Source organism: Acinetobacter seifertii, from assembly GCF_016064815.1.
Taxonomy (GTDB): Bacteria; Pseudomonadota; Gammaproteobacteria; order Pseudomonadales; family Moraxellaceae; genus Acinetobacter; species Acinetobacter seifertii.
In genome coordinates this window covers 1484538-1507566 of record NZ_CP065820.1, presented here as the reverse complement: position 1 = coordinate 1507566, position 23029 = coordinate 1484538, and the positions used below count along the sequence as shown (strand labels likewise).

At 38.6% G+C, this 23029-nt stretch carries 12 protein-coding genes and 1 pseudogene; 3 read left to right on the top strand and 10 right to left on the bottom strand.

Annotated features, from left to right (window positions below):
- Window positions 1-178: 178 nt before the first annotated feature.
- The 5 genes and pseudogenes from I8T81_RS07095 to I8T81_RS07075 all read right to left on the bottom strand — a co-directional run.
- Window positions 179-2818, bottom strand: coding sequence for a bifunctional aconitate hydratase 2/2-methylisocitrate dehydratase (locus I8T81_RS07095; RefSeq protein WP_077163439.1), 2640 nt, complete (start codon window positions 2816-2818; stop codon window positions 179-181).
- A 257-nt stretch (window positions 2819-3075) separates the two neighbouring features.
- Entirely contained in the window at window positions 3076-3438 is a 363-nt protein-coding gene (locus I8T81_RS07090) for a hypothetical protein (protein ID WP_198072455.1), read from the bottom strand.
- Window positions 3439-3571: 133 nt separating this feature from the next.
- Window positions 3572-4813 carry a lactonase family protein gene (locus I8T81_RS07085; RefSeq protein WP_406935402.1) on the bottom strand — a complete coding sequence of 414 codons (1242 nt, stop codon included), beginning with the start codon at window positions 4811-4813 and terminating at the stop codon, window positions 3572-3574.
- Between the two features lie 247 nt (window positions 4814-5060).
- On the bottom strand, window positions 5061-9566 hold the full coding sequence (locus I8T81_RS07080; protein ID WP_198072453.1) for a translocation/assembly module TamB domain-containing protein: 4506 nt from the start codon (window positions 9564-9566) through the stop codon (window positions 5061-5063).
- A gap of 26 nt (window positions 9567-9592) precedes the next feature.
- Window positions 9593-12097 (bottom strand): annotated as a pseudogene (locus tag I8T81_RS07075) (autotransporter assembly complex protein TamA); the annotation flags it as partial.
- A gap of 384 nt (window positions 12098-12481) precedes the next feature.
- On the opposite strand from I8T81_RS07075, the gene I8T81_RS07070 reads away from it, so the two are divergent.
- Together I8T81_RS07070 and coq7 are read left to right on the top strand one after the other, a co-directional pair.
- Window positions 12482-13804 carry an MFS transporter gene (locus I8T81_RS07070; protein WP_004700889.1) on the top strand — a complete coding sequence of 441 codons (1323 nt, stop codon included), beginning with the start codon at window positions 12482-12484 and terminating at the stop codon, window positions 13802-13804.
- 3 nt (window positions 13805-13807) lie between these two features.
- The gene (gene coq7, locus I8T81_RS07065) at window positions 13808-14443 is read left to right on the top strand and encodes a 2-polyprenyl-3-methyl-6-methoxy-1,4-benzoquinone monooxygenase (protein ID WP_004700887.1); all 636 of its coding nucleotides are present in this window, start codon (window positions 13808-13810) and stop codon (window positions 14441-14443) included.
- A 47-nt stretch (window positions 14444-14490) separates the two neighbouring features.
- Here the strand turns inward: coq7 and I8T81_RS07060 are convergent, their stop codons facing one another.
- Window positions 14491-15039, bottom strand: a complete 549-nt coding sequence (locus I8T81_RS07060) for a DUF2799 domain-containing protein (protein WP_077162875.1) — start codon at window positions 15037-15039, stop codon at window positions 14491-14493.
- A 407-nt stretch (window positions 15040-15446) separates the two neighbouring features.
- Here I8T81_RS07060 and I8T81_RS07055 point away from each other — a divergent pair, with 407 nt between their 5' ends.
- Complete coding sequence (locus I8T81_RS07055; protein ID WP_191017126.1) at window positions 15447-16871, top strand: glutamine synthetase family protein; 1425 nt, start codon at window positions 15447-15449, stop codon at window positions 16869-16871.
- Window positions 16872-16947: 76 nt separating this feature from the next.
- Here I8T81_RS07055 and I8T81_RS07050 read toward each other — a convergent pair whose 3' ends face one another.
- The 4 genes from I8T81_RS07050 to kdpB are packed head-to-tail and all read right to left on the bottom strand — an operon-like array spanning window position 16948 to window position 23027.
- The gene (locus tag I8T81_RS07050) at window positions 16948-17664 is read right to left on the bottom strand and encodes a response regulator (RefSeq protein ID WP_198072451.1); all 717 of its coding nucleotides are present in this window, start codon (window positions 17662-17664) and stop codon (window positions 16948-16950) included.
- An 11-nt stretch (window positions 17665-17675) separates the two neighbouring features.
- Entirely contained in the window at window positions 17676-20330 is a 2655-nt protein-coding gene (locus tag I8T81_RS07045; RefSeq protein ID WP_198072450.1) for a sensor histidine kinase, read from the bottom strand.
- A 38-nt stretch (window positions 20331-20368) separates the two neighbouring features.
- Window positions 20369-20974, bottom strand: a complete 606-nt coding sequence (kdpC, locus tag I8T81_RS07040; RefSeq protein ID WP_198072449.1) for a potassium-transporting ATPase subunit KdpC — start codon at window positions 20972-20974, stop codon at window positions 20369-20371.
- A 13-nt stretch (window positions 20975-20987) separates the two neighbouring features.
- Window positions 20988-23027 carry a potassium-transporting ATPase subunit KdpB gene (gene kdpB / locus I8T81_RS07035; RefSeq protein WP_198072448.1) on the bottom strand — a complete coding sequence of 680 codons (2040 nt, stop codon included), beginning with the start codon at window positions 23025-23027 and terminating at the stop codon, window positions 20988-20990.
- Window positions 23028-23029 lie beyond the last annotated feature (2 nt).

Sequence of the window (23029 nt, the reverse complement as noted above, 5' to 3'; positions counted from 1 at the left end):
CATGAAAACATTTTAAAACAAAAACTTCTTTAATATCTAGCGCTATATTTATTTTTACATTTTAAATATACAAAATATGATCTATTTAATATTTTAATTTGAAAATTGTGTATTAATTCTCTTTTAAATAAAAAAAGGAGCTGAATAATCAGCTCCTTTTTTGTACTAAATTGAGGTATTAAGTCAATTGAGCAGCAGCAATTTTCTTAGTATCTACTTTATCAGCAGCATTTGTATATTCGCCCATTTGGTCGAAATTCAAATATTTGTAGATGTCAGCAGACATACTGTCAATTTGAGCTGCATATTGTTGATATTCTTCTGGAGTTGGTAATTTACCAAGTACAGCAGCAACAGATGCAAGCTCAGCAGATGCTAAGTAAACGTTAGAACCTTGACCTAAACGGTTAGGGAAGTTACGTGTAGAAGTCGATACAACAGTTGTGTTCGGCGCAACACGTGCTTGGTTACCCATACATAATGAACAACCAGGCATTTCAGTACGTGCACCAGCACGGCCATAAGTGTTATAGAAGCCTTCTTCCATTAACTGGTGTTCGTCCATACGTGTTGGTGGAGCCAACCATAAACGAGTTGTTAATGAACCGCTTGGTACTTTCTCAAGTAACTGACCAGCAGCACGGAAGTGACCAATGTTAGTCATACAAGAACCGATGAATACTTCATCAATTTTGTCACCTTGAACGTCAGAAAGAAGTTTTGCATCATCTGGATCGTTCGGGCAGCAAAGAATAGGTTCTTTGATTTCTGACAAATCAATTTCATACACTTTAGTGTATTCAGCATCCGCATCAGCTTTAAGTAGGCTTGGGTTTGCTAACCATTTTTCCATGTTTTCAACACGGCGAGCCATTGTACGAGCATCACCATAGCCTTGTGAAATCATCCACTTAAGCATTGTGATGTTAGAACGTAAGTACTCAGCAACCTTCTCTTCAGAAAGTGTGATTGCACAACCAGCAGCTGAACGTTCAGCAGAAGCATCAGAAAGTTCAAATGCTTGCTCAACTGTTAAGTCAGTTTCCATTTCTGTTAAGTCGATTTCTAAGATACGACCAGAGAAGATGTTTTTCTTACCTTTTTTCTCAACAGTAAGATCGCCTTCTTTGATTGCATAGTAAGGAATCGCATGTACAAGGTCACGTAAAGTGATACCAGGCTGCATTTTACCTTTGAACTTAACAAGAACTGATTCAGGCATATCAAGTGGCATTACACCAGTTGCAGCAGCGAAAGCTACAAGGCCAGAACCTGCTGGGAATGAAATACCAATTGGGAAACGAGTATGCGAGTCACCACCAGTACCTACTGTATCTGGAAGAAGCATACGGTTTAACCAAGAGTGGATAATACCGTCACCTGGACGTAAAGACACACCGCCACGGTTCATGATGAAGTCTGGAAGTGTATGTTGCATTTGTACGTCAACTGGTTTTGGATAAGCAGCAGTGTGACAGAAAGATTGCATAACTAAGTCAGCAGAGAAGCCCAAGCAAGCTAAGTCTTTTAACTCGTCACGAGTCATAGGACCAGTTGTATCTTGAGAACCAACTGTAGTCATCTTAGGTTCGCAGTAAGTACCAGGAATTACACCTTGACCTTCTGGAAGACCACATGCACGACCAACCATCTTCTGAGCTAAAGTGAAGCCTTTGCCAGTTGCAGCAGGTTGTACTGGAGTACGGAATAATGTAGATGGTGCAAGACCTAAAGCTTCACGCGCTTTAGCAGTCAAACCACGGCCAACGATCAAGTTAATACGACCACCAGCACGCACTTCGTCTAAAAGAACTGGAGTTTTAAGTTCAGATTCAGCGATTTGCTCACCGTTTTTGAACGCAGTTACTTTAGCTGCTGAGTGATCAATCTTAAGAACGATTTCGTCGCCCATGTTCATGTTCGCAACGTCAATTTCTACAGGTAACGCACCAGCGTCTTCCATAGTATTGAAGAAAATCGGAGCGATTTTAGAACCTAAGCAGAAACCACCGTCTTTTTTGTTTGGAATGTGGGCGATTTCATCACCGAAGAACCAAAGCACAGAGTTTGTTGCAGATTTACGAGATGAACCTGTACCAACAACGTCACCTACATAAGCAACTTGGTTGCCTTTAGCAATAAGTTCTTTGATTTGATTTAATGGACCAACTTCACCTGGTTTTTCAGGATTGATACCATCACGCTCGTTTTTCAACATTGCGTTTGCGTGTAATGGGATGTCCGGACGGCTCCAAGCGTCTTGAGCTGGAGACAAGTCATCGGTGTTTGTTTCACCCGTTACTTTGAATACAGTAAGTTTGATTTCTTCTGGTACGTCTTTACGGCTAGTGAACCATTCAGCATCAGCCCAAGATTGTAAAACAGCTTTTGCATTCGCATTGCCAGCTTTAGCTTTGTCAGCTACGTCATGGAACGCATCAAATACAAGTAATGTTTTTTTCAATGCTTCAGCAGCTAAACCACCTAATTCAGCATCATCTAGAAGCTCAACTAAAGGCGCTACGTTGTAGCCACCAAGCATCGTACCTAGTAAATAAACTGCACGTTCTTTAGAAACTAGCGGAGATGTCGCTTCGCCTTTTGCAATCGCTGCCAAGAAAGCTGCTTTTACATAAGCTGCTTGGTCAACACCTGCAGGAACACGGTTTTCAAGCAAATCAACCAAGAATGCTTCTTCACCTGCCGGTGGGTTTTTTAATAACTCAACAAGTTGAGCAGTTTGAGCATCATCAAGTGGCTTCGGTGGGACTCCGAGTGCGGCACGTTCAGCAACGTGTTGGCGGTAAGCTTCTAGCACGGTGTTCATTCCTCTTTTTTTAAAAAATTACTTGTAAATTCCAGCTTTCACAAAGCTTCACAAGTAATATGGACTACAAAATTTTACTAGAGTTCAAGCTAAAAGTTAATGCGCGCGGGGTGTTTCTCCGTGATGCCCATTATTTTGTAACTAAATACCCCTGTGTAAATAATGATCTTAATGACTGACTTATCATGCGATATTTTGAATTGAAAGAACACTCCACCTTAGTGGAGTGTTGACGATGTCTTGCACACTTAGAACTTTTTGTAGTTCGGCATTTTGTCATGTGGTGTAACTAAGCATTCATCTGCCATTTGTTTTCTAATTTTTTCTTGTAGGGCTTCTGGGTTAGTTTTTAGCTGATCTTGTGGAATAGCATAAACTTTCTCAATAATATTCAAGATGAATTTTTTGGTGATCTCATCTTCAATTTTATTTGCATGCTCAACCGCTTGAGACTTTTCAATTGCTTGCTGCCGGTCAAACACAATACTTCTAGCCGCATTACCAACACTGGTACAAAAGCCATGCCATTGTTCTTCAGGTGTCAAAGGTTTTTTCTCTGTACAGCCGACTAACAACATTCCTATCAAGACAAATAAAACTTTTTTCATCATTACTCTACACAGACTAAGCTGCCCACATCATACTGAATCTGACAGACTTTGCAAAAACTGCCATAAAAAAACCGAGATACTCGCTCTCGGTCTTTTATATGAAGTGTCAAAAATATAGGTTGCTTTACTCAAATTAATTAAAGAACTTAATATCAGTAGGTGTAGATATTTTTGCAGCATCGCCAGCAGGTTTTAAGCTACCGCTTTTTGCATCAAAGCGGAACAAACTGATGTTATTACTATATACATTCGTCACATATAAATATTTACCTGTTGCATCGAAGGAGAAAGCTCGTGGTTCAATGCCATTAGCCTTATAAATGACTGGTTGACCTAACAACCCATTTTGTTGAATTTTAAATACCAAAAGTTTGTTGTCTGCGCCACGATTGGCAGCAATGACATATTTGCCATCTGGACTCAAGATAATTCCACTCGCACTCTTAAATTCAGGTGTTTTATCTTCGTGTACCAACTTTAGCTCAGCTATTTTTTTCAAATGTCCATCTTGTACATTAAACGCTACAATTTCACTTCGCATTTCTGCGGTAATGTACGCATGTTTTCCATTTGGAGAAAAGACCATATGGCGCGGCCCAGAACCATGAACAAACTTCACATCTCGACTGCTATCTGCTTCAAGTGGTTGGAGTTTGTTAGGGTTATAACGAAAGGCATAGACTTTGTCATTTCCTAGATCGCTCGCATATAAATACTTACCATCTGGGCTGAAAGTTGTCGAATGTGCATGACCACTTTCCTGACGACCTTTGACATGGCCAGAACCTTCCGCGAAAACAATATTCTGTACCATTTCACCTATATGTCCATTTGGTAAAATTGGCAAAACGGCTACACCACCACGACCTTTATCAAATGCAGAATAGTTCGACACGAATAGGAATTTACCATCTAAACTGATTGAGGCGTGTGTTGGATGCCCACCATGGCTATCTACTGTGTTTAGCACCTCTACCTTTCCGTTTTGAACTGATAATGCAGTGACCTCTCCTAAATTTTCTTCATTTGTTGTATATGCAAAACGGCCATCTTTCGATTTCACAATCCAAGAAGGACTTTTCATTTTTAATACTTTAATAGGAGTTAAAGTCCCATCCCTATTAAATTGAAACTGGTACAAACCTTCACTGGCCTGTTTTGGTTTTTGCACAAGTGGTGCATTAGGAATAGATGTCCAAGTTCCCACTAAAGCGATTTGTTGATCTGCGGCATTCACCATGTTGCCCCATCCAAGTGATAAAAACGTCAACGATAAAGTTGCTGTTAATTTCTGAATCAATGTACGATATTTAAGCTTTATATCGTTATCCTTGCTCTCTGTAATTTCAACACAAGTAACTTTTTTCACTGGCATTTCCTTGAGAATTCACCTTATTTGTAATTATCAACAAGGCTTTATCGATCTAATTTCATTTAATGATTTTGAAAATTAATTTATAAAACAGCAATTTTCAAGTGAAGTTTCTTTAACCAGAATCGTGTTTAATATGTGATTACTTCAAATTAAATTAATGATCTATATGAGAATTATTAATTTTTTTAAAATGGTATAACCTTAATAAAATAAGAGCCCACTTAAAGTGAGCTCTTAATTCATACATTTAGAAACGCCAGTTGTAGAATAAGTCGATCGCTCTTTCTAAAGACTGACTTGCTTCTAAATATAAACGTCGATTCATTTGATAACGTAAGGTAAGCTTATTGACTGGCGTAAATACACCAACACCATAACGAATAAATAAGTCAGGTGTGATATATCCAGTTAAGCTTACCTGAGTATCATCCCCTGTACCTTGGGCATCTAAGGCAAGTCCACTTAAGCCAAAAGTACGACCAATTTGATTCGTTAAAGCACGAGTGCCACCTAAGCCCATACTAATACCAGCAGCGGCAATAGTATTGTTTACATCAGATTTAAAACCTTCCGAATTACTTAAACCGCTTGAACCTTCATTAATACGACCCGTTACCAATGCATTCAAGGCTTCTTGTTCAGACAAACCAGCATCATTATAAACTTGAATACTTGGTGATGACGCAGTACCCGTAACACGCACACCAACCATACTGCCCTGAACATTTTTATTCGCATCAATATCTAAAGTCGGGTTTGACAGTGGCCCATTGAAACGAGCAATTGCACGATTTAAATCTAAGCTTTGACCATATGCTTCAATTTTCACTTTTTGACTTACACCAATAGCACCCATCGCGCGCATTGCAGTTTCATAACCACGTTGAGTCAAGTTCAAACGACCAACTAAAGGAATATTACTGTTAAAGCCTTGGAAGATTACTTGGTTACCAATATTCACCGAAATATCAGCACGAATATCCCAAGGTTTAGCTGCGCGTAAAATTGCAAGTGGGTCTTGGCCCTGACGGACGATACGCACATCTGAAGATGTATTAATGACAGGTGCAGTTGTTTCAGGCATTGAAATACGTGCACGAGGAACATCTACAGACCCTTTCAAACTTAAACGTTTATCGAAAGGATACATATCAAGTGTCAAATTCGGATTTGCAATTGCTGTAATTAATGGTGCTTGGCGTACCAGTAAATTATCACCTTTTAAGTTCAACTGTAGACGCGGTGAATCTTTCCAGTCGAAACTGCCTTTAAGTAAACCTACCCCTTGTCCGCTGTTAAATGCACCATCAATTGTTGCCATATCCTGACGAATAGATGAATACACTTGTACGTTGGTTAAGTTCACTGGCAGGGAAATCATACTGATTGCCCCGTTTTTCAAACGCATTTCACCCGTAAACTGCGGTTGGGTTAAAGTACCATTTACTTTACCAGCTAAAGCTAACGTACCACTCATTGAGCGTACATCTTGAATAAATGGTTTCAAAACTTTTAATTGCACATCATTAAAGGCCACCTCACCACGCATTGGCATAGAGGGTTGGTATGGATTAATAATGACATTTGCATAGCCAGTACCAATATCAGGTGTTTTCACGTCAACGCGTAACAATAGACCATCTGAGATACTCTTCGCAATTACACTGAGCTCATCATAATTCAGCGTGGTTGGCGGATCTTGAGGATCTTCCGCAGCTAGGCCTAGTTCACCTTTTCGAGTAACTAAACGTGCATCAAGTTTAGGATGCCCACCATTTACCCAAGAAGCTTTTGCATAACCATTGAGCTGACCTGTCATTGCCAACCCTTCTGGCATAAACGCAGCAAAATCACCTAAATCCAGATTTTGGGTAACAAATGAAATATTACCCTGTGCTTTACTTACACGTACAGGTTGATCAAGACATAACTGACTATTTTTACTCTGCCAACAATGTTGCCCAACAAATAATTCAGAACGTGCTGATGAGAAAATAATAGGTGCATTTTGATTTTGTGCTAAACGAATTCGTCGCGAATCAAAACTTCCTTTTTGAATTTGGCCTAACCAATCATTATTTTGGTTAAAACCACCTGCTAACTGAACATAGAATTTAGAAACATTATTGTTTGCCTGCACTTTTAATAAATGCGCTTTCCGTGTTCCTGTTAAATTAACTTCAGCAGACTGAATTAGACGGCTACCACTACGTAAATTATCTAACTTAGCTGTAAGCTGGGTTGGTGTTGTTTCAGATGTTGGGAGTTCACCCTGTATACGCAGTTTTTTTATGCTCACTAAATTAGTATACGCAAAGTTATCCACTGCAATATTCGCGGTAGCTTTTAGGCGAGGTTGAGATTGGACACTCAAATCTCCATAGGCACGACCACTCAAGCCAGGATACAACTCATAAAGTGCAGGTGCATTGAGCTTAATTTTTAAATTTTGCGCATTACCCGTTGCCTGTAACTGGTTTTGTGCATAAACCAAAAATAGATTATTCGCTTCAAATTGTTGAGGTAAAAAGCCCTTTTGGTTCGAATCCATAAGTACAGATAAGTTACCTCTACCTCTCACTGGCTTGTTATTCAAAAATCCTGCAAGATTCAACTGTTGAATATCAATACGCTTTAACTTATCAGACCAAACACCTTGCGTTTTTACATTTCCTGAAATTTCGCCTTTTACACTTGAAGCAAAATATTGAGGTTTAAAACGTACAAGCGAGCTGTTGATATCCCAAGCAATACGATCTTTTAAGTTTACTGAGCCAGTCGCATAGATTTTTCCAGCAACACCATCATGTTGTAACTGGTTAATTCGAATAAACTCTGGAGTACCCGCAATAGAGAACTTTAATAATCCATTCGCCTGATTAAGTGCTTTCAAAGATCCATCATAATTAACTGCAAAACCTTTAAACCCACCACCTGCTTTAACATCATTAAATAATAAAGCCGCTGTACTTTTCCCTGCTAATGCAACCGTTTCTTGGCCTGCTTGAGCCAATTGACCTTTTAAATCGATTTTTTCAAGTTGAATAATTTGTTGATTTGGCTTTGCAAAACCACTTGCTTTGATTGATCCATTAAGTAGGTTAACAGGTGCTGCTGTATGAATACTTTGCGGATTAAAGTCTTTTGCATTTAATAAGGCATTCCAAGCCAGCTGACGTTTTTCAGTAGGCAATAAAACCTTGGCCTGACCTGTTAGACTGCCTTTTTGAGCAGCAAAACTAAAACTAGGAACATTGAGAATATTATCTTTAACGTTCAACGTTGCGAGATATTGTCCTGCTGGTAATAGAGTCTGTTCATGCTGATATACTTTGGTTGCGACTTTAATATCTTGCTGACCATCTCGCAAAGTCAGATCAACTTGTCCACTATCACTGCTCAACCAACCTATATATGGCATAGGACGATCTATTTTTGACCAAGCCACATTCATAAACATTGGCTGAGGTTTTTTATTCTTTTCAGGTGCTTGGTTTAATTTAAGTTTCCAAGATTCATAACGGTCGAAGTCTACATTCGCTAATACTTCAGTGCCTTTTTCTAAAGAACCAGTGGAAGAAACTGCTGCATCTAAACTTGGTGGCAAGAAGTCCTGAACGACTTGAGGAATCGCTTTATCTTTAGGATTAACATGATCTAAACGACCTTTTATGTCCCAAGTAATATGGTCTTTCCAGCTCACTAACCCTTTAAGGTTAATTGCACCTTTCATGACTTGGCCATTAAAGTCAGTAATATTCAACTGATGTACTAAATCAGTATTCATTAAGGCATTGTATTGGCCTTCAGGTAAGTTTGCACCTTTTAAATCTGTATCAAGTGCTAAGTTAAGCTTTTGAACATTACCCTCAAATTTAATAACACCATTTTTAGCAAATAATTTTTGATCAACTAGTAAAGGCAAGTGATAATTTTTAAGTGACAAAGCCCCTTGCATTGGAACTTCATGACGAACCGGATGTAAAACAACCCAGCCTGTTAAGAGGTCTGGTGTTGTAGTTGCTACGCCAGCTTGTAATGTATCTAAACTTCCTCGGGCTGCAACTTTTATATTTTGAATATTTAAGCTTTTTAAAGAAGGAATTCTTAAATCTGCTGTCGCATTAAGCGGATATTTCCCACTAAAATCCATGTTTCCTGTTGCGTTATGTACAGAAAGATAACCCATATCCATACTTGAGTTTTCAAACTTCAGCTTTGTCTCTGACCACAGCGCATCGTTTAAGTGGACATCATGAAAATTTACAACAGAACCCGAATTTTTAATTTCTAAATGATCAACATCTGCCTTATCTATACGTAAAACAAATGGTAGTTTTATAGGTTTAAATCCAAATGGTTTATCTGACGGCGGCGCTTTATTAATAATGATTAAGTTGCGTACATCTGCGTTGCTTAAATGGACTTCTTTTTCTAATAGTAAAGAACGCCATCCTAAGCGAACATCAGCTCTATCTAAAGTAACATCGACTTCTGCCAACTGAACAATAATATTTTTAAGGATAATTCCCCTAAGTAAATTACCACCTTCATACTCATATTTAATGACTTGTTGAGCTTGTAAAACACGGTCTAATAAAAAACGGCTTCCACGGTCAGTCGACATCATAATAATGATGGAAGCAACAAGTAATAAAAGTATGATTAATATTGTCAGCAAGAAGCTACGCAAAATACGTCGCTTCTTAGGAGAGCTTGGTGCCGAAGTGGGCTGCTGTTCTACTTCCGCCATAAAATAAACCTAATAAAATTTTATTTTTAAAGTTGTGGACCAATAAAGAAATGCAAACGAATTGGATGATTTTCATCAGAAATACCCGAAGCTACATCCAAACGAATTGGGCCAATAGGTGACTTCCAACGAATACCAACACCAACGCTATAAGCTGTCGGGTTACTAAAATTCTTATCGTAAGCATTACCAAAATCAGAAAAAATTGCTGCTCGCCAACCTTCTTTGAATTGATAGTTGTATTCCAGAGAGCCTACCGCTAGAGCCTGTCCACCAATTTTATATCCATCTACTTCCGGAGAAAGACTTTTGTAGTCAAACCCACGAATTGTTTGGTCACCACCTGTAAAGAATCTTAAATTGTATGGAACTTTATCAAACTCATCGGTAAAAATATAACTAAGATCTGATCGGCCCACAAACTGATGGTCATCATGCTCACCTAAAGAATAAATAAATCTCCAACCAGCTGTTGCAATTGCCATATTGGCATCGGAAAGTAAACTGCTACTTCCCAGTTCTAACTTATAACTTTGTTTAAATGCTTTAGTTGGGTTTAAACGTGTATTACTTGAAGTTTTAGAAGTTTCATAACCAAACAATAACGCTTCTTGCTCTGAAGCGGCAGTTTTAAAAGCATCGGGTAACTCTGAAATATCGACATTTCCTTTTTGAGTTAAACGATCCAGACGATAACGAACTCCAATGGTATGTTGCCAATCACCTAACGGTTTTTTAATAACGCGCTCTCCACCAAACACGGCAGATTCCGTTAATAAACTGACATCAGGCCCAATATTATCTCTAGTCTCACGCTCATAACCACCCACAATGTTAAAGTAATCATTTAATGGGTGTTTATAAGGAATACTATAACGGCCATCTATGGACTGACGAATTTGAGAAAGCTCAAAGTTCGCGTCAAATGAATGACCATATTCGTTTACAATTGAGCGACGATATTGACTACGTAAGCGAGCTCCCGTATCGGTACCATAACCTACACCAGTTTCCAGACTATTTAATCTGTCTGCATTTAGAGTCACAATAACTGGAATTCTTTTTTCTTCACGTGCTTTAGCTTGTAAACGGTCTTGTTCCGATTCTTGCTCTTGATGATCTGCTGCAGTTTTTAAAGCAGCTGGAGCTGCAGCTAATTGTGCATTTTCAGTCCCAGCAAATTGTTTTTCGTCTACAACATTTTGACTAACCTCTTTAGTAGGTGAGGCTAATTGACGTGCTTTAGCAAGTTGTTGTTGCTCTGGAGAAAGCAGTTTTGATTCGTCAATCGTGACATTTTGCTGATCGACCAGTGCTTGTAAATCTGGAGGTAATTCAAGCGGCTTTTCAATTGGATCAGGTTTAATTGAATCGACCAAAGTATAGTTAAAATACCGCGAGTTAGTCAGGTTATTAGCTAAAGCATTTACACGCCAAAATGTATAGTCATCGCCCTCTTTCCAAGGCGCCATACTTTCCAAAATATTTAATTTGATAGGTAATGGTTTTGAAGGATCGCTCATACGAAACTCAACCTTACCAAGCTTGTATCGCTCACCCGTTTCATATTTGAGATTAATATCTGCTTTGTTTTCAGGTTGGCTGACTTTTACATCGTGTAACCGCCAGAATGCATCAAAGTATCCATTATTTGATGCAGCATCTACAATTCGGCTTTTAGTTGTTTCATACAGACCATGGTTAAAAATATCACCTACATCTTGGTCTGGAACTAAACGAATAACTTGGAACTGTGGTTGTTTTGCACCTGCTCCACTAAATTCAATATTTTGTTCATTAATTCGAACAGGTTCATTTGGTGTGACTTTTACGCGTACTCGACTTGCACTTAATTTTTCAAAACGAAATTCGGCATTGTAATAACCTACAGCTTGTGCGGCTTGGTTACTTAAACTTCTAAGCTGTGGTAACGCAGAATTAAAATCTTCAAATGATTCTTGGGTAAATGTAGATAACTTACCTTTGATATTTTTAGCAAGATCATCCGGTGCACCACTAACCTCCGCAGTGATACGTGGAATTTGTTCCATCGGAGTCACACGCGGCGGACGAATTTTATTGATAATACGTTTAAAGAAACCTTTCTCTTCAGGTGGTTCTTCTGTAGCGGCTGTAAGTTCTGGTAAAGTTTTTCCCGTTTCATTTGCTTCGACTACAATCTTACTATCCGATTGAATCTCACTCATGAGTTGGTCAATATTTACAGGTGCTTGAGTAATTTCATGTAATTCTGCTTGAGATGCATCATTGACCACCATTTCTGGATGTTTTTGAGTTCCATTTTGGAAGTTTTGCGCCTCAGTTTTTGCCTCTTCTGCAACCCGATAAATTTCATTTGCCATACTCTGATCAACAGGCATAACAGGTAAGTCATCAAGGTTATCAAGCGTAATTGGCTTAAATTCTTCAATCTGATTTGGAAATTGTTCTTGTTGTTGCAATATAGCCAAGCTATCTTGTTGCTGCTGTGCTTGAGTTACAAGCGTCGCAACATCCGTAATTGGAACATCATTTTGGTTATTTGTACTCGTTTGTTGTAGTGATAAATTAGCTACCGTCTGTTGGGCTGCTGGTGTTACTGTTTCTGCCGAACTTTCGGCATAACAAGGAGTAACACATAAACTTAACAATAAGCTGCTACAAATAAGTTTAGGTATACTCTGCATTTTTAAGATTAAATGCATAGAGTGAGAAAGAGTTGACTGTTTAAACTTAATTTTAGAAGGCATGGAAAACTCTAAACTTATTTTTTAATAAACGCACCAATATGAGGATAAAACTCACTCGAAACCATTGATTTTTCATTTAATCAAGCGTTAAAAATATCATACATGGTTTTCGATGCAAATTAACACTCGGTCACATTTTTTAATAAAACTCAATGAAGCTTGCACATGATGAAACAAGATGAATCCCTGATGACATCACGTCGGTTTGTACCGATGTTTTTTACACAGTTTTTTGGCGCATTAAATGACAATGTTTTTAAGCAAGCTTTATTGTTAGTCATTACGTATGGTTGGATTCAACAACAATCTGCCCCAGTAAGTACACTCAATAATTTAGCAGCATTATTGTTTATATTGCCATATTTCTTTTTTTCAGCAACTGCTGGACAAATTGCAGACAAATACGAACGATCACAACTTGTACGCGGCATAAAAATCTTAGAAATTATTATTATGCTCATTGGTTCTGCTGGCTTTTTATTGGGGCATTTATGGTTGCTACTCTTCGCCTTATTTTTAATGGGTACACATTCAACTTTCTTTGGCCCAATTAAATATGCCATTTTGCCTGAAATTTTAAAACCAAACGAACTCATGTCGGGTAATGCCTTATTTCAATCTGGTACATCGATGGCAATCTTGTTCGGTATGATTTTAGGTGGTGCCGTAATTGCATCATCAGAAGGCAATTTGCTGTGGATTAGTCTGACTGTAGTCGCTATTGCTTGCATAGGCTATGTGTTTAGTCGCTTTATTTTGCCACAGAAAGTTGCTGCGCCAGATTTAGATATAGACTGGAACTTTATTCGGACAAGCTTCCAAACCATTACATATGCCAAAAGTTTACCGTTAGTGTTCACAATTTTATTAGGTAACTCGTGGTACTGGTTTTATGGGGCAACTTATTTAACGCAAATTCCGCAGCTGACTCAGCAAAATCTTCATGCATCGGAAAATGTAGTTAGCCTGTTACTCACCTTCTTCTCGGTTGGAATTGGTGTTGGTTCATTACTTTGCCGTAAAATTGGTGGTTCGGAAATTAATATTAAAATGGTGCCAATCGGTGCAATTGGCCTTACTGTTTTTGCACTTTACCTTGCAGCCAGTCTAGCTTTTGTACCTGAAAGAACTGGAGCATTACTGACCTTAAAAGATATTTTCACTCAAGGTTGGGTTTACTACCACGTCATGATTGCTGTTACTTTATTGGGTATTAGTGGTGGTTTTTATATTGTTCCTTTATATGCCATGATGCAGGCTTACTCGCCACGCTCACATCGTGCCCGTGTTGTTGCAGCGAATAATATTTTAAATGCTGTATTCATGGTTTCTTCTGCAATTTTCTCAATCTTAATCTTAAGTGTTTTAAAAATTGATATTAAAATACTATTTATTATTACAGCTGTACTTAGTGCAATCTTTAGTATCTGGCTTCTCGCCCGACTAAAACCGATGCTTGCCACAGCACATCTTTCTTTGGAGGACTAATTTATGCGCCACTACACAGGAATTGATCAACTTATTAACTCCTTTGATCAGGCATTACGTAGTCTTGTTCCGGGTGCAACAGCAGCTCAGCGCCAAAACCCAGCTGAAACGGCTGAAACAAAACTTGGGGTAGAAGATGCTCGTCATGTTGCGGGCTTAATGCGTGTTAACCATAGTGGTGAAGTATGTGCTCAAGCGCTTTATCATGGACAAGCATTAACGGCGAAGTTACCGAATGTGCGCCGCGAAATGCAACAGGCAGCGATTGAAGAACAAGATCATTTAGCTTGGTGCGAAGATCGTCTAAAAGAGTTGAATAGCCATACAAGTTTATTAAACCCTATCTGGTACGGGTTGTCATATGGTATGGGTGCTCTTGCAGGTATTGCTGGTGATAAATATAGCTTAGGCTTTGTTGCTGAAACTGAGCGTCAGGTAAGCATGCATTTGCAAGACCATTTAAACCAATTACCTGCTCAAGATGAACGCTCTCGTAAAATTTTAGAGCAAATGAATGAAGATGAATTACATCATCGTCATACAGCGCTCGAAGCAGGTGGTGTTGAATTACCTTATGCGGTAAAAATCAGTATGACCGCTATTTCAAAGTTAATGACAAAAACCAGTTATTACCTTTAAAAAAAATAAAGGATTGATCTTGACCAGATCAATCCTTTTCTCAAATATTATTTTAATCCGTGATCGTATTTGAAACGTTCAATATCTCGAATTGAGTTCCAATAGTTACGATTAATACGGTCACGATCAATTTGTAGTTCTCTTAAAAGCTTACGATAACGTTCACGCTCTTCTGGCTTCAATTTTTCATTATAAGCACTGTCAGAATACTGCTTAAACTTTTCGTCATAACGGTCATATTCATTTTTTGCATTGTAGTAGTCGGAAGCAGCTCGATAATAAGGTCTTAAACGATTACGCTGCTCGATTGGGCATACATTAATATTGCCGTTCCCCTCTAAAGCGTTATAAAAAATGTTTGATGGCTGGCAATAATACCCTAGACCTTCTTTGTAGCCACGTTCATATGACTTTTGATCTGGAACAATATTAGCTTTTCCACATGCTTTGTAATATTGATCTAAGCGCGGTGAAGAACCTTTTGCTCCATCTTTCTCACCCACTAATGACCAATTCGCAGTTTTACATTCTTCTACGCTCATTGCAGCACAACCTGAAAGGCTGATTGCTAAAATGGCTAAACCGATATTTTTCATATTAAGAGAACTCAAAAATAAAATTAAAAAAACGCAAAAAATAAAATTCCATTACATACCTATATAAGTCCTACTTTATTCGAGACTTATACATAAATGTTTAACTGGATAAGCATTTTAAGTTTAAATCAGTTTCACCATCTGACCAAATGATAGAGTTCAATTTCCAACCACATTTAACTTTAAAAAGTGAAATCCGTAGAAGTTTTATATCTCTCCGACTATTCATATACGCTAATTTTACTTTAAAAATCCATTATCAAAATAAATCCCAATACATTGATTATAAATATAAAAAATTAAATTTTTCATAAAACATTCTTCAACCTTTTTTACTCTTTTTTTACGCGATTTCCTTCAAAGGCTCAGGTAGGATTTGAGTTAAATAACCACCAAGGTTTTTTATAATGAGTACGCTTATTTACCCCAATTTAAACTTAAAAGATTCTCACTTTAAGGCATTTAAAATATCAGATGATTTTATTCCCCAAACGCAAATCCATACGTTTAACTCAGAACTTTTTTTAAAAGAAGTTGATGAATATTTAAGTTTATATCCTCAGACTCAACACATTGATATTTGTCTACACGATCTAAACGGGCATATTCGTGGTAAACGTATTGATGTTAAAAGTCTAAAAAATCTATCGAATGGATGTTATTTTCCACTTTCTGTTTATGCCATGAGTCTTGATGGTAAAGTGATTGAAGAGACAGGCTTAGGAAAATATATTGGTGAACCAGATAGACTTTGTCTACCCATTTTAGGCAGTTTACAACCTAGTGCTTTATCTCCTGAATTAAATGCTCAGCTTTACCTATCCATGCAAGAAGAAGATGGTACAGACTGCCGTTATGAACCACGCAATATATTAAAAAAAATATTAAATCAGTTACATGCTAATAATTACTTTCCTGTCATGGCTGCCGAGCTAGAGTTTTATCTTTTCTCACCTCAGCATCAGGCTGACACATGTATAGAAAACCAATGCTTTGATATAGATGCGCCAAATAATTATCAACAAGTCCTAGATGAAGTTGAAAAAGCCGCTCTACTGCAATCTATTGAAATTACCGCTATTGTTGCAGAGTCATCTCCTGGACAATATGAATTAAATCTGCAACACAGCCATGACATTTTGAAGCTATGCGATCAAATTAATGCTTTAAAAAGAATTGTAAAACAAGTCGCAAGAAAGCATGACTTAACTGCTTGTTTCATGGCGAAACCGAACTTGGCAAAAGCTGGAAGTGGCATGCATTTTCATATGAGTCTGCTTAATCAATACCATGAAAATATATTTAGCTCAGAAGAAGAAAAAGATGAGCTGGCAGCCAAATTACTCAGCGCGATTAGCGGACTCATTGAGTTAATGCCTGCATCTATGGCGATTTTAGCACCTAATATTAATTCTTATAGACGTTTTAAAATTGGTCATCATGTGCCATTAGAAGCCAATTGGGATACCAATAACCGTAATGTCGCAATCCGAATTCCATGCTCAGATGTGCAAAATCAACGCTTAGAATATCGGGTTGCTGGAGCTGACTGTAACCCCTATCTGGTTACAGCCACTATTTTAGCGGGCGTATCTTATGGCTTATCTCATAAGTTACCGCTACCAAAACCTGCACATCTTTTGAAGTTTCAAGATGAGCACATTTTATTAGCCAACAATCAGCCGGAAGCCTTAAAAATATTTAAAGGAAGTCTTATTTTAAAAGGGTATTTAGGGGCAGACTTTGTAGAACATTGGTACACGGTTAAGCAGGCTGAATATCAAAATATTTACAGCCAAATGACTGAAGCAGAACAACATTGGGATATATAAATAAAAAAAGCAAAAAAACTATAAACCACTTTGCAAACCCTTAGGGAGAAATACCCTAAGGTTTTTTTATATCTCATTAATTATTTTTCTGTTTAGCTAAAAAGCGTAATCCCACACCAGGTTCAGTAGCAATATAGCGTGGCTGAATTGCGTTATCTCCCAGTTTACTTCGCAACTTGCCTACTAAAATACGTAAATAATGCGTATCTTCCTGATGGGTTGGCCCCCACAGTTCTTTTAAGAGCTGTGGCTGGGTTAAAAGCTGTCCTTGATAGCGCATTAATAGGGTCAAAAGTTGAAATTCTTTTCGAGTTAACGTAATTGGCTGCTGCTCGACCCAAACCAAACGTTGCGTAACATCAACTTTGAGATAACCATCGTCATAAATATGCGCTTCTTGCTGGATTGGTTGATTTCTTAATATGACACGAATGCGCGCCAAAAGCTCTTGCACACTAAAAGGCTTGGTCATGTAATCATTTGCGCCAGCATCTAACAAAGCAACTTTTTCGTATTCATCAGCGCGTACAGATAACACAATAACCGGCACATTTGACCAGCTGCGTAACTCTTGAAGGACTTCTTTCCCATCTAAATCGGGTAAGCCCAAATCTAGAATAACCAAATCAGCCCCTTGTGTTGCTAAAGTTTCTAGACCTTTATAACCCGTTTCGCAGAGCGTGGTTTTATATTTTTGAGTTCTTAAAGCAATGTCTAAAAATTTACGAATTTGAGGCTCATCATCAATAATCACAATGCGTGTTTCTACAGGTGATGTTTCGGAACTTATCATGAATTTACAACTTATTCTTTTACTGGGTGAATGGGTAATCTGATTTGAATTAAAGTACCTTTATTTTGGCGCCCTGAAAATGCTTCTATTGTACCCATATGAGCACCAATAATCGCTTTTACGATTGTAAGCCCTAAACCAGTACCAAATTTTCCACGGTCTCCTCGTTCCATCGTATAAAACATATCAAAAATACGATGTCTTTCGTCTTCAGGAATTCCCGCACCTCTATCTTCAATTTCAATTTTTACTTCATCTTCTAATGAAAGTTGAGCACGAACCATAACTGATTCATCTGGAGGTGAAAAGTTTGCAGCATTTTCTAAAACATTAAAAATAGCTTGCTCTACCAGCGCTGGGTGAACATACAAACTAATGGGTTTCTCAGGTAACTGAACCATCACTTGAGTATCTGGTTTATAACGCTTTAAACGGCGGGTTGCCGAACCAATTAATTCATCTACCCCAATCCAGTCTCTTTTTAAAGTTAAGCCTTCGTGACCTAAGCGTGTCATATCAAGCAAGTTTTGAATATAACGGTCTAAACGCTCACCTTCTAAATGAATTGTTTCAAGCAGGTCTTGCTGGTCTTGTTCTGACATATCAGCTTTAAAATTGGCAAGCGTGTCTGCTGCCCCAATAATAGAGGCAAGTGGTGAACGTAAATCATGCGATACCGAAGATAATAAAGCTGAACGTAAGCGCTCTGTTTCACTGGTGACTTTTGCTTGTTCAAGTTCATTGACCAATTGGGTTCGAAGTACTGCCTGTGCAATATATTCGATTACACTTTCCGTCAGTTTCTTTTGCTCAAAATTTAGAGAAACTACGTCATCCTTAAAGTAAATTCCCACTATACCTAGGCTATTTTTCTGTTCTAAAAGAGGTAAAAACCACCAATTCGACTGACTAAGAGTATCGGTAAAACGCCCGCACGGTTGTTGATGTTTTAAGCACCATTCTGCGGCTACTTTTTCTTTATCGTTTAGCTCAATATCAGATGAAATGACTCTATCTTGAATAGAAATCCACACTTTAGTTTGAAGCTGGGTTTCCAAAGTCATACGTCCTGTTTGCATGACTTCTTCAAGGTTCACCGCACTAGAAAGCTTACGTGCCAAGTCTTGCATCACTGTGGTGTAGGCATTGGCAGCTTTTAAAGACAAAACCTGCTGACGTAATTGAGAGGCCAAACGTCCAGCGATTAACGCTGCTGCAAAAAAGGCAACAACGGTAACTACACCTTGGTGTGCTGAAATTTGAAATGTAAAACGTGGTGCTATAAAGAAAAAATTATAGGCTAAGAAACAAATAAGAGCGGCTACTACTGCAGCAAGCATTCTAGTTTTGGTTGCTACAATTAAAACTGAAATAATAAAAATGACAGAAAAATCTTCAATACCCAATAGAACTTCGGCAAAGTGAGCTATAAAAATACTGACACATGTAACCGCTAAAACAAAAACACTTTCTTTTAATGATAAAAATGATGGCTTTTCAAGTTGAGTTGTCTTTTTAGTGCCCTGTTCTGGATGCAAAATGGTTAAAGCAATCGAATTTTCTTGATTTAATAATTGCTGAGCTAAATTTTTCTTAAATAACTTTAACCACCACGGCGAAATACTTTTACCAATGACCAGATTGGAAATACCTCGATCAAGTGCAGCATCCATTAACACTGACGCAACTCGATGCCCATATAAGACTTCTGTTCGACCACCGAGTTGGCGAGCCAGCTCAAATGCTCGGTCAATTTCAATATATTCTTTTTTATATGAATTTCCTGAACTCTGCCCAAAGTCCAAATGTTTAGCAACATTCACTACAGTCCATGTTGCTCCGTAGCGTTCAGCTAACCGACAACCTGCCCGCACTAAATATTCAGATGAACCTTGCCCATCTATCGCAATCATCAATTCATTTTGCAACGAGATAGACTTCAAACCCTTAGAGGTGTAACTCTGTTTTAAATCTAAATCGACATGCTCAGCAACGCATTGCATTGCCAGTTCACGCAATGCAGTTAAGTTTGAAATGCTAAAAAAGCCTTGTAATGCCAGATTCGCTTGCTCTGGCACATAAACTTTTCCTTGATGGAGCCTTTCAATGAGTTCACTAACAGGTAAATCAATTAAACGAATGTCTCGAATACGATCAAATACCCGATCTGGTACAGTTTCATTTACTCGAATGCCCGTAATCTGATATACCACATCGTTTAAGCTTTCTAAATGCTGAATATTCATGGTGGTAAATACATCAATACCAGCGTCTAGCAATTCATTGACGTCTTGCCACCGTCGTTCATGGCGACTATTTGGTATATTGCGATGAGCCAACTCATCAACTAAAACAATTTCCGGATGCCTGAGTAAAATAGCATCCAAGTCCATTTCTTCTAAAGTATGCCCCTGATATTGCATTTCCTTTCTAGCAATTTGAGGCAACCCTTCCAAAATTTTTAGAGTTTCTATTCTTCCGTGGGTTTCAACAATACCCACAACAACATCTGTACCCTGTTGATATAACTCTTTAGCGCGGGCAAGCATAGCATAGGTTTTGCCGACACCGGGCGCTGCACCGAGAAAGACCGTTAGTCGACCGGCTTGATATCTGTTGACATGATTTAATAAGGCTTCAGCCTGATTTTCGCGATTGCTTTGCACTTGATATCATCCGGTAAACTAACAATTTTATTTTCAAGTTAATGTGTAGCTTGTAATTGATCTAAAGCGATATTGAGTTCTAATACATTAACACGAGCTTGCCCTAGTACACCAAACTGAACTGGTTCAATATGCTTTTGGAGCAACTCTTCTACAACTTTAGGGTCTAAATGACGCGCTTGAGCCACTCTGGCAACCTGTAACTGAGCAGATTCAGGGCTAATATGCGGATCGATACCGCTCCCCGATTTAGTCACTAAATCACTTGGAATAGGGACATTACCTGTGTGGTCTTGTTGTTTAACCGCAAGAATCTGAGCATCAATTTGTTTTTGAAGCTCTGGATTGGTAAGGGCTAAGTTTGTGGCCCCCATAGACATTGGGTCATAAGCAACCGCTGAAGGACGTGGATGAAAATAAGCCTCTCCAACAAATGGCTGAGCGACTAATTTTGACCCTAGAACTTTATGGTTTATTTCAATCAAACTACCATTTGCTTGATTATTAAATAACACCTGTCCCGCACCTGTAGCGATCGCACTATAAACAGCACCACAACCGACAAGGGTAAAAATTAGAAGTCCGAAAGATGCTCTCAAGGTCTGACCCAAATTTGCTTCTGAATTTTGTGCATAAGTTTTCATTTCAAACTCCAGATTACAAACCAAATAATTGAACAATCACAACATCAATCGCTTTGATGGCAATGAATGGTAGAACCACACCACCCACGCCATAAATCAACATATTTCGGCGTAGTAACTGAGTTGCAGTTGAAGGTTTAAATTTCACGCCTCGGAGTGCGATTGGAATCAATAACGGAATAATAATCGCGTTAAAAATTAATGCCGATAAAATCGCGCTGCTTGGACTTGCTAAGTGCATTACATTCAATACTTGCATTTGTGGAATCGCAGCAGCGAACAATGCAGGCAAGATGGCAAAGTATTTAGAGACGTCGTTTGCTAACGAAAATGTTGTTAAAGCACCACGGGTAATCAACTGCTGTTTCCCAATCTCGACCACAGCGAGTAGTTTGGTTGGGTCGGAGTCTAAATCAATCATATTGCCGGCTTCTTTAGCAGCTTGTGTACCTGAGTTCATAGCCAAACCAATATCGGCTTGTGCCAATGCTGGCGCATCGTTGGTTCCGTCACCAACCATCGCAACTAAACGACCTTGTTGTTGTTCGGTACGAATGCAAGCCAATTTGTCTTCTGGTTTTGCTTCGGCAATATAGTCATCTACACCAGCTTCAGCAGCAATCGCGGCAGCAGTTAATGGGTTATCACCTGTGACCATGACGGTTTTGATGCCCATTTCTCTTAAACGGGCAAAACGTTCTTTAATGCCATGTTTAATCACATCGGAGAGTTCAATCACACCCAATACATGATGTTGATTAGCAACGACCAAAGGTGTAGCTCCTTTTTTGGCAACTTGTTCAACACGCGCTTTTAACTCTAGATCTTGCGAATAATCTTCATCTACAAATTTCAAGATTGCATCTAAAGCGCCTTTACGAATTTGCTCACCATTCGGTAAATTCACACCGGAAATTCGAGTTGAAGCACTAAAAGAGATAAATTCGGCTTGCTCAGGTTCTTGCTGTTTTAAACCTTGTTCTTTTGCTAACTTAACAATCGATTTCCCTTCTGGTGTTGGGTCGGCAAGTGAGCTTACCCAAGCAGCAGCTCTTAATTCAGATTCAGTCACAGAAGTTAAAGGATAAAATGAGGTTGCTTGACGGTCACCATAAGTAATGGTTCCTGTTTTATCGAGTAAAAGCACATCAATGTCACCTGCAACTTCGACAGCTTTACCTGATTTCGCCAAAACATTTGCTTTGAGCGCGCGGTTCATACCTGCAATACCAATCGCAGGTAACAAGCCACCAATGGTTGTTGGAATTAAACAGACTAACAATGCTACGAGTACAACTGGATCAAGTTCAATATGCAAATAATGAGCAATAAATGGTAGGCTAATCACCACAATTAAAAAAGTAAGTGTCATCACCATTAACAAGAAGCCAAGTGCAATCTCATTCGGTGTTTTTTGACGATTTGAACCTTCAACCAAAGCAATCATACGGTCCAAGAAGCTTTGACCAGATTCCGCAGTCACTTGCACAACAATACGATCTGTAAGAACTTTAGTCCCGCCAATAACACCTGAACGGTCAGTTCCAGCTTCACGTAACACGGGTGCTGACTCACCTGTAACCGCCGATTCATTAATGGTGGCAAAGCCTTCTACAATTTCACCGTCGGCTGGAACAAGTTCACCTGCATGAACTTCAATATAATCATTTAAATGAAGTTCAGTAGCTGCAATTTGAGTGCTTTGACGGTCTGTCAAAGAATTAAGTCTTCGGGCAGTCAAGTTTTCCCTTGCTGCACGCAATGAAGATGCCTGTCCACGACCTCTAGCCTCAGCAACCGCTTCAGCATAGTTAGCAAACAAAATCGTAATAAACAAAATTGCTGTGACGACCAAACCAAACACCAGTGTGGCATATCCCATTAAGGTACTTAGCGCAGTAATTACTGTTCCAAGCCATACAATTGCCATAACTGGATTTTTAATTGCATGCTGTGGTAGCAATTTTACAAAAGCATTTTTCCAAACTTCAAAACTTGGTACTGCCACAGTCGTTTTATGGCTATTTACATGAGTTTGTGTATTCATTTTCACTC